A 16775-nucleotide genomic window follows, 5' to 3' on the forward strand; every position below is an offset into this window, starting at 1 on the left:
GACGGGGAGAGCGGAAACATGAGTTACGAGAGCCCGATACTCGCACCGGGCGAGACGTGCTGGCAGGTCACGCACGCCGATCGGCTGGCGTGCATCGTCGACGCCGCCGACTACTTCCGCCACGCCAAATCTGCAATGCTCCAGGCCCGGCACCGCATCATCCTGATCGGCTGGGACTTCGACACCCGGATCAAGTTCGAGCCGGACGAGAAGACGCTCGAGGGCCCGAATCGGCTGGGACGATTCCTCGTCTGGCTGACCCGGAAGCGTCCCGATCTGGAGATTTATCTGCTGAAGTGGAACATCGGGGCCTTCGCGGCGATCGGGCGCGGTATGACCCCGGTGTTCATGGTGAACTGGGTGACGGATCGCCGGTTGCATTTCGAGATCGACGGAGCTCACCCGGTCGGGTCCGCTCATCACCAGAAGATTGTCGTGATCGACGACACGCTCGCGTTCTGCGGCGGTATCGACATGACCGTCGACCGCTGGGACACCTCCGATCACCGGGACGACAACCACTACCGCACCCAGCCGAACGGCAACCGCTACGGGCCGTGGCACGACGCGACCACCGCGGTGGACGGTGACGCCGCCAAAGCTGTCAGCGAACAGGCCCGCGCCCGATGGAAGACCGCCACCGGCAAGGAACTTCCGGCGCTCGACGACACCGCGCCCACGACACCCTGGCCGGACGGGCTGGAGCCGACGATGCATTCCGTCGACGTCGGCATCGCCCGTACTCTGCCCGAACTCGCCGATCGGGGGGAGGTTCGCGAGATCGAGGCTCTCTATCTGGCGGCGATCGCGGGCGCGGCACGATCGCTGTACATCGAGAGTCAGTACCTGGCGTCCCGCACCATCGCGGAGGCGATCGCCACGCGACTGCGTGAACCGGACGGCCCGGAGATCATCCTGGTGCTGCCCCGCAACGCCGACGGGTGGCTCGAGCGGCTGGCCATGGACGGGGCCCGCCGACGACTGCTGCACCTGTTGTGGGACGCCGACGCCGGCAGCAAGCTCGGCGTGTACTACCCGGTCACCGCAGGCGGAAACCCTATTTACGTACACGCCAAAATTCTGGTGATGGACGACCGTCTTCTGCGGGTCGGCTCGTCGAATCTCAACAACCGGTCGATGGGTTTCGACTCGGAGTGCGACCTGGTGGTCGAGGTGACGGCAGACACCGCGGACGGCGACCGACTCCGCGACACCATCGTCGGAATACGGCGTCAGCTGTTGTGCGAGCACCTCGACGTCGCGTCGGACACCTTCGACGACCTCCTCACCGAGAAGGGTTCGTTGTTGGCCACCGTCGAGGCGCTGCGCGGCGACGGCCGGACGCTGATGCCGTTCGAACCGGACACCGTCGAGGGCGAGGACAGCCCGCTGGCCGAGAGTGAATTGATGGACCCGGAACGGACACCGCCGAGCATCTGGGAGAGGACCAACTGGACCCGGTTCCGGCGCAGACTGGTCCGACGCAGGAAAGCGGCCGGATCGCTACACGCGTGAGCTACAGGCTGCGCCCCGCAACCGAGTGACGCGTCGCCTGATGTGGTTGCTGAGTACCGGAATTCGAGCTCCCGGAAAGTATGATGAACGGACAGGGCTCAGCCGAGGAGGCCGTGATGACGGACAGCCCGCGATCGATCGCCCAACGCGACACGCCGCTTCCCGCCGGTTTGAACGAGGAGCGTTTCGCGGGGTACGGGGTGATGGGCCTGCCGTTCGCCAGCGGGCACTACCTCGCGTTCCGGCATTTCCCGGCGAGCTCGGTCGGGGAAGGGTACGACTCGGTGTGGCATCGCGACCCGGCCGGGAACTGGGTGATCTACAGCAGCGTCCCACCCAGCTCGAGTTGCGCGCGCTACTTCGGCTCGGAACTCGAAGATGCACGGGTGGATGATATTTCAGTCCAGTGGACCGGTCCGCGCGCTTTCACCGTGGAGATACGGCACAAGATCGTGTGGGAACTCGAGCTCGGTCGCTCGGTTGCCACCGCGGCGATGACCGGGATCGGCCGCCTCATGCCTGCGGCCTGGTGGCGGAGCGACAAGGTGCTGTCCGCGATGTCGAAGGTGGCGGGACCAGTGCTGCGCGCCGGAAAGGTCGGCCTCACCGGGACGGTGTCGAACGGCCAATGGTTCCGCGCCAATCCACGGATGCTGTGGACCGTCGACGACAGCCGGGCCATGGTCGACGGCGTCGACATCGGTCCGCCTGGACCGCTCGATCATCAAGCGAGACTGGGAGACTTCTGGTTGCCACAGCGCGGCATGTTCGTGGTCGGCGAGTCGTTTTTCGAGCCGTATGAGCCGGAACGCCATCGGCCGACCGAGTGACGGGTGCGCCATCGGCAGAACACAATGGGTTCATGACAGATCTTCCGGACTGGGCGCGCACCCTCGATCTCACTCCTCATCCGGAGGGCGGGTGGTATCGCGAGACGTGGCGCAGCGACATCACCGTCCCCGCCGAAAGTCTGCCCGCCGACTATCCGGGACCGCGGTCGGCAGGCACCGCGATCCTGTTCCTCCTGCTGCCCGATCAGCAGTCGGCGTGGCACACGGTGCGCAGTGCCGAAATCTGGTTCTACCACCGGGGCAGCCCACTGCGCCTCGACCTCGGTGGTGACGGCGGCGAACCCGACGCCCCGGCAGCGCACATTCTCGGACCCGACGTCGCGGCGGGCCAGCAGCCACAGCTACTGGTCCCGCCCCGACACTGGCAGCGCGCCACTCCGGCGGGCGACGAACCGACTCTCGTCAGTTGCGTCGTCGCCCCGGGTTTCGACTTCGAGGATTTTCGGCTGGTCTAGCCGGCGAACGTGTCCGGGACGCCGCCGAGACGGCCGTCCGGGCGGCTGAGGGAGCCGATCGTGTTGATCTCGTCGGGGGACAATTCGAAGTCGAAAACGTCGATGTTGGCGGCGATGCGCTCAGGGGTCACCGACTTCGGGATCACCACGTTCCCGATCTGAATATGCCAGCGGAGAATCACCTGCGCTGTCGACTTACCGTGTGCCGCCGCGATTGCGGTGATCGACTCGTCCTCGAGGATGGTGCCCTGTCCGAGGGGGCTCCACGCTTCGGTCGCGATTCCCTTCCCGGTGTGGAAAGCCCGCAACTCGGCTTGGTTGAATCGAGGATGAAGTTCCACCTGGTTGAGAACCGGCACCTCACCGGTCTCGGCGATCAGGCGCTCGAGGGTGGCCGGCGTGAAGTTGGAAACGCCGATCGAACGGGCGCGCCCTTCGGCCTTGATCTTCTGGAAAGCCTTGAAGGTCTCGACGTATCGATCCGCCGACGGCACCGGCCAGTGGATGAGGTAGAGGTCCACATACTCGAGGCCCAGCCGGCCGAGGCTCGCGTCGAAAGCGCGGAGCGTGGAGTCGTAGCCCTGATCGTCGTTCCACAGCTTGGTCGTGACGAACAATTCGTCCCGAGCGATGCCCGAGTCGGCCAGCGCACGGCCCACCCCGGCCTCGTTCTCGTAGATGCGCGCCGTGTCGATGCTGCGGTACCCCGCCTTCAGCGCCTCGGTGACCGCGCCGTAGCTCTCGTCGTCGGGTACCTGCCAGACACCGAAGCCCAGCGCAGGAATGCTGTTCCCGTCGCTCAGCGTGACCGTAGGTACAGGTACAGGACTCTGTGCAGTGTTGAAACCCATAGGTGAATCCAACCGGACACCCGACGAGGATGTTCCTCAGTCTCAGGATGTGGACGTCGCGTGTCGTCCGGTGGGGAGCGGGTAATCGGTCGGTAGTGGTGTGTTCAGGTGGGGACGCACCCATCGGAAGGGGCGAGCATGGGCCTCGGGTACGAACTGGCCTATCGGTTCAAGATCACACCCTGGGTAAAAGCGGGCCGAATCTTCGGCGATCAGATCGAAGGTCTGCTCGACCCGTGCGACACCCCACCGGGCAAAGTCCTCGACGTCGGCTGCGGGACGGGCGACCATGCCATCGAAATGGCCAGGCGAGGCTGGGACGTGACCGGAATCGACACCGTCCAGCTCGCGCTGGACAAGGCACGCTCCAAGGCGCGGAAGGCGGGCGTCGACGCGCGATTTCTCCGTGCGGACGCCACCGATCTCGAGCACACCGTCGGCCGCGGCTACCACCTCGTCCTCGACGTCGGGTGCTACCACGGCATGAGCGACGCCGACCGCATCGCGTACGCAGAAAACGTCACCACCGTCACCGAACCGGGAGCCACTCTCCTGATGTTCGCATTCGGCCCGGGTCACCGGGGACCCCTCCCCCGCGGTGCCTCCCGTTCCAACGTCGAGCGCACCTTCGAGGCGTGGAAGCTGACTTCCGACGTGGACGCCGACACCACGGGCATGCCCGGGCCGCTGAAGAAGGCCGACCCCCGCTGGTTCCGCCTCGTCAAGCGCTGACCCCTGTGCGCACTTGTCCACCGCCCGCGGTGCACAAGTGCGCACGGGGGATAATGCCCAGGTGACTGCAACACTGCGCATCAGCGGACTGTCGGCTTCGCGGGGTGAGCGGACACTGTTCTCCGGCCTCGACCTGACTGTCGCCCCCGGCGACGTCACCGGCCTGGTCGGCGCCAACGGCGCAGGCAAATCCACCCTCCTCACCGCTCTGGCCGGCGTCGGATCGGCCGACGTCGAGGGCAGCATCATCCTCAGCCCACCCGACGCCGCGGTCGGCTACCTTGCGCAGGAGCCCGAGCGTGTGCCGGGTGAGACAGTTCTCGATTTCCTGGGACGGCGCACCGGCGTCACCGTGGCCGAGGACGCGATGAACGCCGCAGCCGAAACCCTGGGCGAGTCGGAGGAGGATCTCTACTCCCCCGCTCTCGAACGGTGGCTGGCGCTGGGCGGAGCCGATCTCGCCGAACGTGCCGAGAAGGTGGTCGCCGAGCTGGGGCTCGGGGTGCCGCTGACCGCCCCGATGACGGCCCTGTCGGGTGGGCAGGCCGCGCGGGCAGGGCTGGCGTCGCTGCTGCTGTCCCGCTACGACGTCCTTCTGCTGGACGAGCCGACCAACGACCTCGATCTCCTCGGGCTCGAACAGCTCGAGCGTTTCGTCGCGGACAGCAGGGCAGCGATGGTGGTGGTAAGCCACGATCGCGAATTCCTTGCACGCACGGTGACCGGCATCGTCGAGCTCGACCTGGTTCAGCAGCAGATCGCCGTGTACGACGGCGGCTACGAGTCGTATCTCGCGGAGCGCGAGATCGCCAGACGGCATGCCCGCGAGGCCTACGACGAGTACGCGGGCACCCGTTCGGAGCTGGAAGACCGCGCGCAGATGCAGCGCAACTGGATGGAGCACGGCGTCCGCAACGCGCGGCGGAAAGCGAAGGACAACGACAAGATCGGAAAGGGCCTGCGTACCGAGTCGACCGAGAAGCAGGCCGCGAAGGCCCGTCAGACCCAGCGCCGAATCGAGCGACTCGACGTGGTCGAGGAACCCCGCAAGGAGTGGGAACTGCGCATGGAGATCGCTGCTGCCCCGCGCAGCGGGTCCGTGGTCGCTACGGCGAATGGTGCCACGATCACCCAGGGCGTCGGCGACTTCGCGTTCGGGCCCGTGACCACCCAGGTCGACTGGGGTGATCGCATCCTCATCACCGGCGCCAACGGTTCCGGCAAGACGACGCTGCTGAAGGTACTGCTGGGCAAGCTCGTTCCGGATGCGGGTAGCGCGTCGCTCGGCTCGGGTGTGGCGATCGGCGAGATCGACCAGGCGCGCGGCCTGTTCGAAGGCGCGGAAAAGGTGTCCGACGCGTTCGCCGCCCAGGTGCCGGACTGGGCAGACGCCGACGTGCGAACACTGCTCGCGAAATTCGGATTGAAGGGCCACCACGTATTGCGTCCCGCGTCGTCGCTGTCCCCCGGCGAGCGCACCCGGGCGGCACTCGCGTTGTTGCAGGCCCGCGGAGTCAATCTCCTGGTGCTCGACGAGCCGACAAACCATCTCGACCTTCCGGCGATCGAGCAACTCGAGCAGGCGATGGAAAATTTCGACGGCACCCTGCTGCTCGTCACCCACGACCGCCGGATGCTGGAGACGACCCGCAGCACCCGCCGGTGGCGGATGGATGCGGGCCGGCTGTTCGAGGAGTAGGTCAGTCGCCCTCGGCCATGGGAGGCAGGGCTTTGACGAACGGCGGGTCGTAGTCGACCTTGCCCAGCTTCGCCGCACCTCCCGGCGACCCCAGGTCGTCGAAGAAGTCGGCGTTCGCCTTCGTGTATTCCACCCACTGATCGGGGACATCGTCCTCGTAGAAGATGGCTTCGACGGGGCACACGGGCTCACAGGCTCCGCAGTCGACGCATTCGTCGGGGTGGATGTAGAGCATCCGACCACCCTCGTAGATGCAGTCGACCGGGCACTCTTCGATGCATGCCTTGTCCAGAACGTCGACACAGGGCTCGGCGATGGTATACGTCACGTCAGTAATCCTGGCCTTTCCTGCCGTCCGGCGCGAATCGCCTCCACTCTGCCACTCAATTGCCCGTGGTCAACCGAAGTCGACTTCGGCGCGCGGATCGTTGCCCACAATTGACAAATCGTTGGGTTTTCACAACACTTCTGTGTGTGAGTCCAGTTCGCCGGGGGGAGTCTCTTCCCATCTACAACCGCATCGGGGTGCTTCGCGCCGAGCGAGGGATGAGCCGGGCACAGCTGGCGGGCCTCATCGACGTCAATCCGCAAACCGTCGGCGCGCTGGAACGGGGCGACCACTACCCCAGCCTGGACCTCGCCTTCCGCATCGCGTGGGTGTTCGAGCTACCCGTGGAGGCGATCTTCTCCCGGACCGAATTCGGTCCACTGTCCACTGAGCTCTACCACAACACCCGTCCGGTGCGCGAAACAGGAAGCGAGAGGAGTTCCGATGCCTGACACGACTCTGCCTGATACAACTCTGCCTGACACGACTCTGTTGGAGCGGTACCAGGGTTTCCGCACCCGAAGGTTTTTGCAGAACGAAGCCCGTTATCGGACGTGGCTGCCGGGGTGGCGGACACAGCGCCGCCGGCGGCTACTCGTCGTGCTCCTTGCGCTCACATTCGTGTTCATGGTCGCCGTGGGGATCGTGTGCCACTTCGACATGGCGGTGGGACCACTGCTGTGGCTTCCCGCCTGCCTCTTCTTCTTCCCACTGTGGACGACGTTGCAGATAGTCTCCGGACGGCAGGGTGACGCACCCCGTGATGCACTCGACGAGTGGGAGATCCAGCAGCGGAACAGCGCCCGGTCGATCGGACTCACGGTGACCCAGCTGCTGACGCTCGTTCCCGGGTTGTACCTGATTTTCGTCGGCGCGCAGGACGGCGATCACAGCAACGTGCCGTACGCCGCCGGTCTCCTCGTGGTCACCGCGCTGATGGTCGGCGGATGCACCCCGGCCATGATTCTGGGCTGGACACAACCCGATCCGGAACCGGAAGACCTGACGCCATGACAACTTCTCGCCCTCCGAAATGGGAAGGACCCATGTCTCACACCCTCACGATCGACGGCATCTCCAAACGGTACGGCGACGTCGTCGCACTCGACGACCTCTCGTTCGACGTGCGGCCCGGCGAGATCTTCGGATTCGTCGGCAGCAACGGCGCCGGAAAGACCACCACGATGCGTATCGCCCTCGGCGTTCTGTCCGCCGACTCGGGTGAGGTGCGGCTCGGGAACAAGCCCGTGGACCTCGAGGTGCGACGGACCATCGGCTACATGCCCGAGGAGCGCGGGCTGTACCCGAAGATGAAAGTGGGTGCGCAACTCGCGTATCTCGCGGAGCTGCACGGTCTCACGCGCGCGGCTGCCCGCGAGTCGGTAGGCCGGTGGACCGAACGCCTCGGCATCTCGGACCGCACCGGTGACACCGTGGATGCACTCTCGCTGGGTAATCAGCAACGAGTCCAGCTCGCGGCAGCGCTGGTCCACGATCCGGCGGTCCTGGTGCTCGACGAACCGTTCTCCGGGCTCGATCCCGTCGCCGTGGACGTCATGAGCGACGTGTTGCTGGAGAAGGCGCGAACCGGTGTCCCGGTGATCTTTTCGAGCCATCAGCTCGAACTGGTGCAGCGCCTGTGCCACCGGGTGGGCATCATCGCGTCCGGGAAGATGCGTGCGGTCGGGACTGTCGAGGAGTTACGCGGCGCCGGCAACGTCCAACTCGACGTGTATGCACCGGAAGCTCCCGTCGGGTGGGCGCACCACCTCGACGGTGTGACCACGATCAGCCACGTCGACGGCCGGACCCTGCTGTCGCTCGAACCACACGTGGACGATCAGCTGATACTCCACACCGCGTTGAAAACCGGCCCGGTGCACGAATTCTCGTTGCATAGGCCGTCCCTCACCGAAATGTTCCGAGAGGTCGTGACGGCATGAGCGCCCCACTGAGTCCTGTCCGTGCCATCGGCTTGGTAGCCCGCCGCGAGTTTCTGACACAGGTCGGCAAGAAGAGTTTCCTCATCAGCAACGTGATCATTCTCCTCGCGATCATCGGCGGAATCGTCGCCTACTCGCTCTTTTCGGGCGGCGGCGACGACCGGGCGAAGATCGGCGTCGTCGGCGACCAGGCGCTCGCACCGGTTCTCGTCGCGACCGGGGACGCCGTGGCCACCCCGGTGGAGGTGACGGCGATCGACAGCGAACAGGCCGGCCGCGAACGCGTCGAGAACGGTGATCTGGACGTGGTCCTCATCCCGGGCGCCGACGGCTCTGCCACCGCGGTCACCGAATCGGAGATCGGCTCCGGCCTACGTGCCGTGATCGACGGCGCCGTGCTGCAACGAGCACAGGCCGAAGCACTGACGGCGCAGGGTGTCGATCCCGCTCAACTTGCAGAGGAAGCCGGCAAGGCCGTGGTGACGGTCGACGCCCTGGACCCGCCCGACCCGGAGAAGGGGCAGCGGGTGGCATTGTCGGTTGCCGTGGTGGTGCTGCTCTACATGCAGATCATGATGTTCGGGATGTACGTCGCGATGGGCGTCGTCGAGGAGAAGTCGAGCCGCGTCGTGGAACTGTTGCTGTCGACGCTGCGGCCACTGCAGTTGTTGTGGGGCAAGGTCATCGGTATCGGCGCCGTCGGTCTGCTGCAGCTGGCCGCGTACGGGGTGGCCGGCGTGGGCGCAGGCCTCGCCACCGGCACCCTCACCGTGACCGGTACGGCACTCGGGGTCCTGGTGGGCACACTCGGCTGGTTCGTCCTCGGTTTCGCGTTCTTCGCCGTGCTCTACGCCGCTGCAGGGTCGATGGTGTCCCGGCAGGAAGACGTCAACGCCACGGCGTCACCGCTGATGGTCTTGATCGTCATCATGTTCTTCAGCGCGTTCTCCTCGGTGAGCGACCCCGACGGCACAGTGAGCAACGTACTCAGCTGGATCCCGCCGTTCTCCGCGATCCTGATGCCGTTGCGGATCGCGGCCGGCGTGGCATCACCCACGCAGGTCGTGGCAACCGTGGCACTGATGCTCGCCGTGACTGCCGCGCTGAGTGTGCTGGCCGCCAAGATCTACCAGCGCTCGATCCTGCGTATCGGCAAGGTGGTGTCGTGGAAAGAGGCACTGGGACGCTAGTGTCGCGCATCTCCCGGGAATACCCGTCGCACGGTTGAGGTCCGGAGCGCCGGGTATCCAGGGTCATGACCACAGAACACCTGTCGCGCCATCGTGTGCCGTGGGCGAAGGAATACCCCACCGTCCGGAAGGTTGCAAACCGCGAAGCCCAGCTGATGCGAACGCTGGGGCGGGTGGTGTCCCTGCTCTCGGCCGCCGAAGTGCCGTTCGCGGTGGGCGGGGACTGCGCGGTGTACGCCCGCGGCGGACCGCCGGCCGAGCACCCGGTGACCATCATCGCCTCGGACACTCACCTGGCCGGGGCAAGGGCTGCGCTGGCGACGGGCGGGATGCGGCCCCTCGTTTCCCCCCGGCTCGGGTCACGCCTGCTGGTCGACGGCGATCACCGGATCACCCTGCTGTATCCGTCCCGCACCACCGGGACCGGGCACGGACTCCTCGAACGGGCCGAGACGATGCGAATCGGGCAGATCTGGGCACCGGTCCTCAGCGCAACCGATCTGATGATCGACGAACTTCGTCATCTCGATGCTCATCGGTGGAACTTCGTGCCGATGCTGCCGGTCGCCCGCGCACTACGCGAACAGGTCGACTGGACCACTGTCGCGGCGGTCACCGCTGACCTCCCCCGAACCCGGGCATTCTTGGGGCTGCTCGACGACCTGGCGGTCACACCACCGGTGGCAGAGCGGACCTGAACCGAAAGATCGCCCGGGCGTTCGGGCTCAGCGTTGGGCGCCCGCCAGCGTGGTGTTCAGGGTCTTGCTCGGCCGCATCACGGCGACCGTCTTGTCGCTGTCCGGCTTGTAGTAGCCGCCGATGTCGACCGCTTCGCCCTGAACCTCGATGAGTTCCCGCACGATGGTGTCCTCGTTTTCGGCCAGCCCCTCGGCGAGCGGGGCGAAGTGCTGTGCCAGTTCCTCGTCCTCGGTCTGCGCGGCGAGTTCCTGCGCCCAATACATCGCGAGGTAGAACTGGCTGCCCCGGTTGTCGAGCTCGCCCGTCTTGCGCGACGGGCTCTTGTTCGTGTCCAGGAGCCGACCGGTGGCTGCGTCGAGCGTCGTGGCCAGGATCTTGGCCCGATCGTTGCCGGTCTTGATCCCGAGGTCCTCCAGGCTGACGGCCAAGGCAAGGAACTCCCCGAGCGAATCCCAGCGCAGGTGGTTCTCCTCCACCAACTGCTTGACGTGCTTGGGCGCCGACCCGCCGGCGCCCGTCTCGTACAAGCCGCCGCCGGCCATCAGCGGCACGATCGACAGCATCTTGGCGCTCGTGCCGAGTTCCAGGATCGGGAAGAGGTCGGTGAGATAGTCGCGCAGGATGTTGCCGGTCGCGGCGATGGTGTCCATCCCGCGGATGAGCCGCTCCAGCGTGTACCGCATCGAGCGCACCTGCGACATGATGTGGATGTCGAGGCCCTCGGTGTCATGATCCTGCAGGTACAGCTCGACCTTCTTGATCAGCTCGTTCTCGTGCGGGCGGTACGGGTCGAGCCAGAACAGGACCGGCATGCCGGAGTTACGCGCCCGGGTGACCGCAAGCTTGACCCAGTCGCGGATAGGCGCGTCCTTGACGGTGCACATGCGCCAGATGTCGCCCGCCTCGACGTGCTGGGTGAGCAGCACCTCACCGGTGTCGACATCGACGAAATTGGCGTCGCCCTCCTCCGGAATCTCGAAGGTCTTGTCGTGCGAGCCGTACTCCTCGGCCTTCTGCGCCATGAGCCCGACGTTGGGGACGGTACCCATCGTCGTCGGGTCGAACGCGCCGTTGGTCTTACAGAAGTTGATGATCTCCTGGTAAATGCGCGCGAACGTGGACTCCGGCATCACTGCCTTGACGTCCTTGGGCCGTCCGTCGGCGCCGTACATCTTGCCGCCCGAGCGGATCATCGCGGGCATCGAGGCGTCCACGATCACGTCGCTGGGCGAATGGAAGTTCGAGATGCCGCGGGCGGAGTCGACCATGGCCAACTCGGGACGGTGCTCATGGCAATCGTGCAGATCCCGACTGATTTCCTCCCGCTGCGTGCTGGGTAGCTTCTCGATCTTGTCGTAGAGGTCGGCGAGGCCGTTGTTGACGTTGACGCCCAGTTCGTCGAACAGCTTCTGATGCTTGGCGAAGGCGTCCTTGTAGAACGTCTTCACCGCATGACCGAAGACGATGGGGTGCGAGACCTTCATCATCGTCGCCTTGACGTGAAGGGAGAACATCACGCCCGTCTTGCGCGCATCCTCCATCTGCTCCTCGTAGAAATCGAGCAAGGCCTTCTTGCTCATGAACATGCTGTCCATGATGTCGCCCTCACCCAGTTCCACCCCGGGCTTGAGAACGATCGTCTCGCCGCCCTTGGTCACCAGCTCCATCTTCACCGTGCGCGGCCGGTCGAGCGTCATCGACTTCTCGCCATGATAGAAGTCGCCGTGCCGCATGTGCGCCACGTGGCTCCGCGAGGCCATCGACCACTCACCCATGCTGTGCGGGTGCTTGCGGACGTACTCCTTCACCGCCTTGGGTGCGCGGCGATCGGAGTTGCCCTCACGCAGGACCGGGTTGACCGCGCTGCCGAGGATCTTGCCGTAGCGCTGCCGGATCTCACGTTCCTCGTCGGTTTTCGGGGGGTCCGGGAAGTCCGGAATCTGGTAGCCCTTGCCCTGGAGCTCTTTGATGGCGGCCAGGAGCTGCGGCACAGACGCGCTGATGTTGGGCAGCTTGATGATGTTGGTCTCGGGCAGTTGTGTCAGACGACCCAGCTCGGCGAGGTTGTCCGGGACACGCTGCTCTTCGGTCAGACACTCGGGAAACTCGGCCAGGATGCGCGCCGGAACCGAGATGTCGCTGGACTCGACCTCGATGCCCGCGGCCTCGGCAAAGGTCTGCACGATCGGCAGGAAGGCGTAGGTCGCAAGCAACGGCGCCTCGTCGGTCAGCGTGTAGATGATGGTCGACTGTTTATCGGCGCTCATGCTTGTTCTCCCGCGTCAGTTCGGTCCGTTTTCGTAAGGTGCTCGTGGCATCGCGACGAAAACCAGGCTACGTGCGAGATCAATAGAACCATATTCGAGCGCCGGTGCCCGGTACTCCGAACTCCGCTTCACTGCCGTTGGTTTCGTCGACCGCTCGACGCACGGGAAACAGACCTACGTCCGATGGCGCGCGCTCTACCCTGAACGTCGTGGCCGCTCTTCACGCGGAGTGGATCAGAATCTGGCGCAACCCCGCGGACACTCTTGCGACCGTCGCGTTCAACGCCGTCCTGATGATCGGGGCCTGGTTCCTGCTGCCGCGGAACTGGTTGTTCGAGTGGACCGGACCGTCGGGTTTCGCCCTGGCCTTGGCCGGCTGGATGTACGCCGATGTCACCGCGACCAACGTGCTGGCACCGGACCGGGAGAAAGTTCTCGCTTCGCTCGACGACCGCGCCGCGCTGCGCAGGATTCTCGGCGCCAAGGCGGTGGCGTTGTGGATGCTGATCGCGCCGCTGTGCGCGACCATCGCGATCGTCGTCGGTTTCGCCGAGCGGGACTGGATGTTCACTGCCGTGGTGGTCGTCGCTGTGGCGTTGTGTCCGTTCGGTCCGCTGGCCGGGTCGAGTCTGGTGGGGGTGTTCTTCCCCTATCATCAGCGGTCCCTGCGGTGGCGGTGGGAGCAACGCGCCCGCTGGCGCACCGTCGTCGTCCGATGGTTGATCCTGCTGGTACTTCCCTACGGCGTGTTCCCGGCGTTGTCGGTGGCGGTTGCCGTCGCCCCAGTCGCGCTGTGGCGCTTCGTGCGACCCGCGGATGCGCCTACCCGGATCGACACCTCCACTTTCGCGCCGTGCGTCGTCCTCGCCGTCGTCATCTCCGCGTTGATGTGGGTGGTGGCGCGCCGGATCGCCGTGTCGCGGATACAACGGCACGCTCCGCTGGCGGAGTACCTACGCGACTACGACAGGGGCTGAGGCCGTGCCGTGTCGTGAGCGGGTGAAGGCATGAATCCCCTGATTGCGGCCGTGTGTGCCGTGTAGCGTTCGATATGTCGATCGGCGCTGCTCACGTGCGGTCGTGGAACGGGGAACGTCATGGTCGTCCGTCGTAGAAGGCCGGTCGTCCTGGTCGCTGTCACGATGGTCACGTCGCTCACTCTGATGTTCGCCGGCTGCGCATCCGAGACGGCCACCGTGGGTGGTGGCAATTCCGGGCCGGACGGCACGCCCGTCGCGTACCAGGAGCCGGTGAAGCTGACGAGCGACGGCGGGGTCCTCGAAGTGCGGCTCTCGGCCCGCCAGGGCACCGTCGACCTCGACACCGCCTCGGCGCCGGTATCGAATTTTCTGCTCTTCGGGTACGAGGTTCTCCGAGGCAAGGCCTCCGACGGTTCGACGGAGGCCGACGGCGTCTACCCGGCCCCGACACTGCGGGTCGATGCGGGTGAGCGTCTGATCATCCATTACGACAACGACCTGCAGAACCTGACGATCGAAGATTTCTACGATCCCGCCTTCACACCCGCAGGTGGGGACGTACCGATCTACCCACCGGCTCTGACGTCGTCACCGCTCAATCTCCACACCCACGGACTTCATGTCAGTCCGGACGGCAACGCCGACAACGTCCTACTCGACATCCCGGCGGGCAAAGGCAACGTCTACGACTACGCGGTGCCGAAGGACATGCCGAACGGCCTGTACTGGTATCACAGCCACCGCCACACGGTCACGGCGCAGCAGACATATCTCGGGCTCGCGGGACTCCTCGAGATCGGGCGTCCGGACGGCAACCTGCCGCTGGTGACCGAGAACGACATCCCGATCCGGGACATGGCGTTGCAGTACAACTTCGTGTTCGACCGCAAGGGCGGCGGGCATCAGCTGAACGACCCGAACTGGCCGCAGTACGTGAGCACGCTGACGCCTCCCGAAGGCGATCAGCTTGCCGACGGCACCTACTCGCCGAGCCTGGCCCCGGTGAACTTCTCGGAGACGTCGGAGGGCGCCCAGTACTTCACCAACTGGTACAGCGGACCGCTGTCACCCGCCAACCACCGGGGACAGAACCAGTTCGTGCCCGGCAACCTGCAGAGTTTCAGCAGCGACACGACGAACATCCCCGCAGATCCGTCCCTGCCGGACAATCAGCGCGATGTGCAGTACACGGTGAACGGCCAGTTCCAGCCGGAACTGAAGCTGAAACCGGGACAGACCGAAATCTGGGTGCTCGCGAACATCAGCGACTTCGCCTACATGCCGCTGCGCCTCACCGAGACGGCGACGGGCAACCACCCGAAATTTGCGGTGGTCGGCCAGGACGGTAATCCCTTCCCGCAGGTCGAGAGGCCCGTCGGCGGTGACGGGACCCGGCTCGTCATCCCGCCGGCGTCGCGGTACGCGATTGCGGTGACGATGCCGCAGACCGGCGACCTGGTGCTGGACATGCCGCCCTTGGACAACGCGCAGCCGGTCAGCAATCCCGGTGTGCTGTACACGAACGACGGCACCGAGAACCCGCCCGCCGTTCTGGGCACCGTCACCGTCGATCCGTCGGTCATCAGCTACGCCGACGGGTTCTTCACCTTTCCCACGCAGAAGCTCATCCAGGCCACACCGGACGACGGCCAGGGACGGACCACACCGTTCGAACCCGGGCAGAAACTCGACGCCTACACGTCTTTCGTCGACACGTCGGCGATGACGCCCGACGTGAAACGCACCCTCACCGTCTCGGGCGGTTTCGGCAACGAGAAAGCCAGCAACAGCGACCCCAAGGCATTCACCTATGAGTTCGACGACAACACCTTCCCCAACATTCCCTTGATTCAGCCCCGGCTGAACTCCGTCGAGGAGTGGCTGATCACCAATCTCAACAACGACGAACACCCGATGCACATCCACGTCAACGACTTTCAGGTCACCGAGATCGTGGACCCGGTCGCAGGCACGAGGACAGGGGTGCAGATGTGGGGTGAGGACAACGTCAACGTGCCGGCGCCGGTGACCGACGCGAACGAGAATCCGCTCGTACCGGCCTCGGTGACGCTGCGCACGAAGTTCACCGAGTACATCGGCACCTTCGTCATCCACTGCCATCGCCTCAACCACGAGGACAACGGGCTGATGGCCACCGTCAACGTGATCCCCGAGGTGTCAACGTACGCGGTCGCGGTACCTGGATCACCGGGCAGGGCGGCGACCGTGCAGGTCTACGACGGCAACGGTGACAGGCTCGTCTCGACCGCCACGCCCTTTCCCTCGTTCGAGGGAACGCCGACCGTCGCCATGGCCGACGTCGACGGCGACATGGTGCTCGACCTCGTGGCCGGCACGGGTGCGGGTGTGGCACCCGAGGTGGTGGCTTACGACGGAGCAGACGAGTTCCTCTCCGAGCTCACCCGTTTCGCGCCCTTCGACTCTGAATTCCGCGGTGGTGTCACCGTCGCAGGCGCGGACATCGACGGCAACGCCCTGGCCGACAACATCATCGTCGGCTCCGGTCCCGGAATCGAGTCGGAAGTGAAGATTTTCGGCCTTCCCGGCGAGAAGGGCACGGCCCCCGGGCTGTTCGGAAGCTTCACGCCGTACCCAGGATCGACGTCGGGTGTCACAGTTGCCACCGGCATGGTCGACGCCGTCTCGGGCCGCGACAGCATCGTCACCGCGCCCGGTCCGGGTGAAGCACCCCGCGTCAAGACCTTTCGCTACGACCTGTACACCCCGACCGCCGCGGCCGAGGCGAGCGGATCGGCGGACGAGCATGCCGGCCACGCTGCCGGACCTGTGACCACCTCGGACTTCCTGGCCTTCGACGAGGGCTATACCGGTGGCGTCTCCCTGTCGACCGGGTGGGTCGCGGGCGCCGAGGGCGGCGCTCAGAGCATCGTCACCGGCATGCTCGGCGGCGACGGCACGGTTCGCGTCTGGTCGAGCGGTTCACGACTCGACGGCGAACCGGCGATGTATCTCGAAAGTCCCAACCATCATTCGGGGCCCGTCACCTTCACGCAGATCGCCGCCTTCGTGCCGTTCCCGGGCAGCGGCGTGCAGGTGGCCACCACGAGCACCACCACGGGCGCAGATCTCCTCGTCAGTGGTGCCGGACCGGGCGGCGCCGAGGTCCGCAAGTTCGGGCTCGGCAGGGCCGACCCGCAGGCCGGCACCCTCGTGCCGTCCCCACTGGGCGTTCTGCCTCCCCTTCCCGCACCGAGCGGACCGGTGCCGCTCGGTGGGCGGTAGA

15 protein-coding genes are annotated in these 16775 nt (G+C 65.8%); 12 read left to right on the forward strand and 3 right to left on the reverse strand.

Features of this window, described 5'->3' with window-relative positions:
- Positions 1 to 18: 18 nt before the first annotated feature.
- The 3 genes from L1080_RS18765 (at position 19) to L1080_RS18775 (ending at position 2821) form a co-directional block, all read left to right on the forward strand.
- Positions 19 to 1515, forward strand: coding sequence for a phospholipase D-like domain-containing protein (locus L1080_RS18765; protein WP_250774850.1), 1497 nt, complete (start codon positions 19 to 21; stop codon positions 1513 to 1515).
- Positions 1516 to 1631: 116 nt separating this feature from the next.
- The gene (locus tag L1080_RS18770; RefSeq protein WP_159919931.1) at positions 1632 to 2345 is read left to right on the forward strand and encodes a hypothetical protein; all 714 of its coding nucleotides are present in this window, start codon (positions 1632 to 1634) and stop codon (positions 2343 to 2345) included.
- 32 nt (positions 2346 to 2377) lie between these two features.
- Entirely contained in the window at positions 2378 to 2821 is a 444-nt protein-coding gene (locus L1080_RS18775) for a cupin domain-containing protein (RefSeq protein WP_159919929.1), read from the forward strand.
- Here the strand turns inward: L1080_RS18775 and L1080_RS18780 are convergent.
- Entirely contained in the window at positions 2818 to 3672 is an 855-nt protein-coding gene (locus L1080_RS18780) for an aldo/keto reductase (RefSeq protein WP_250774848.1), read from the reverse strand. The genes L1080_RS18775 and L1080_RS18780 overlap by 4 nt on opposite strands.
- Positions 3673 to 3810: 138 nt before the next feature.
- On the opposite strand from L1080_RS18780, the gene L1080_RS18785 reads away from it, so the two are divergent.
- Entirely contained in the window at positions 3811 to 4404 is a 594-nt protein-coding gene (locus L1080_RS18785; protein ID WP_109327485.1) for a class I SAM-dependent methyltransferase, read from the forward strand.
- Positions 4405 to 4465: 61 nt separating this feature from the next.
- Positions 4466 to 6103: an ABC-F family ATP-binding cassette domain-containing protein gene (locus L1080_RS18790; RefSeq protein WP_250774846.1), complete on the forward strand. Its 1638-nt coding sequence runs from the start codon at positions 4466 to 4468 to the stop codon at positions 6101 to 6103.
- Position 6104: 1 nt separating this feature from the next.
- On the opposite strand, the gene fdxA is transcribed toward L1080_RS18790, so the two are convergent.
- Positions 6105 to 6431: a ferredoxin gene (gene fdxA, locus L1080_RS18795; protein ID WP_005244047.1), complete on the reverse strand. Its 327-nt coding sequence runs from the start codon at positions 6429 to 6431 to the stop codon at positions 6105 to 6107.
- A gap of 146 nt (positions 6432 to 6577) precedes the next feature.
- Here fdxA and L1080_RS18800 point away from each other — a divergent pair, with 146 nt between their 5' ends.
- The 5 genes from L1080_RS18800 (at position 6578) to L1080_RS18820 (ending at position 10262) form a co-directional block, all read left to right on the forward strand.
- Positions 6578 to 6883, forward strand: coding sequence for a helix-turn-helix transcriptional regulator (locus L1080_RS18800; protein ID WP_250774837.1), 306 nt, complete (start codon positions 6578 to 6580; stop codon positions 6881 to 6883).
- 22 nt (positions 6884 to 6905) lie between these two features.
- Positions 6906 to 7445: a hypothetical protein gene (locus tag L1080_RS18805; protein WP_250775050.1), complete on the forward strand. Its 540-nt coding sequence runs from the start codon at positions 6906 to 6908 to the stop codon at positions 7443 to 7445.
- 32 nt (positions 7446 to 7477) lie between these two features.
- The gene (locus L1080_RS18810) at positions 7478 to 8374 is read left to right on the forward strand and encodes an ABC transporter ATP-binding protein (RefSeq protein ID WP_250774835.1); all 897 of its coding nucleotides are present in this window, start codon (positions 7478 to 7480) and stop codon (positions 8372 to 8374) included.
- The gene (locus tag L1080_RS18815) at positions 8371 to 9564 is read left to right on the forward strand and encodes an ABC transporter permease (RefSeq protein ID WP_250774833.1); all 1194 of its coding nucleotides are present in this window, start codon (positions 8371 to 8373) and stop codon (positions 9562 to 9564) included. Before L1080_RS18810 ends, L1080_RS18815 begins: the two co-directional genes overlap by 4 nt.
- A 65-nt stretch (positions 9565 to 9629) precedes the next feature.
- Positions 9630 to 10262, forward strand: a complete 633-nt coding sequence (locus tag L1080_RS18820; protein ID WP_250774831.1) for a hypothetical protein — start codon at positions 9630 to 9632, stop codon at positions 10260 to 10262.
- A 27-nt stretch (positions 10263 to 10289) separates the two neighbouring features.
- Here L1080_RS18820 and L1080_RS18825 read toward each other — a convergent pair whose 3' ends face one another.
- Complete coding sequence (locus tag L1080_RS18825) at positions 10290 to 12530, reverse strand: NADP-dependent isocitrate dehydrogenase (protein WP_250774829.1); 2241 nt, start codon at positions 12528 to 12530, stop codon at positions 10290 to 10292.
- A gap of 209 nt (positions 12531 to 12739) precedes the next feature.
- Between L1080_RS18825 and L1080_RS18830 the strand changes: the two genes are divergently transcribed.
- Together L1080_RS18830 and L1080_RS18835 are read left to right on the forward strand one after the other, a co-directional pair.
- Positions 12740 to 13507: a hypothetical protein gene (locus L1080_RS18830; protein ID WP_250774827.1), complete on the forward strand. Its 768-nt coding sequence runs from the start codon at positions 12740 to 12742 to the stop codon at positions 13505 to 13507.
- Between the two features lie 120 nt (positions 13508 to 13627).
- Positions 13628 to 16774 (forward strand): multicopper oxidase family protein, encoded by a 3147-nt coding sequence (locus L1080_RS18835; protein ID WP_250774825.1) that lies wholly within the window; start codon positions 13628 to 13630, stop codon positions 16772 to 16774.
- The last annotated feature ends 1 nt before the right edge of the window (position 16775 follow it).

Source organism: Rhodococcus sp. MSC1_016 (assembly GCF_023667485.2).
In the GTDB taxonomy this organism is placed as follows: Bacteria; Actinomycetota; Actinomycetes; order Mycobacteriales; family Mycobacteriaceae; genus Rhodococcus_F; species Rhodococcus_F oxybenzonivorans.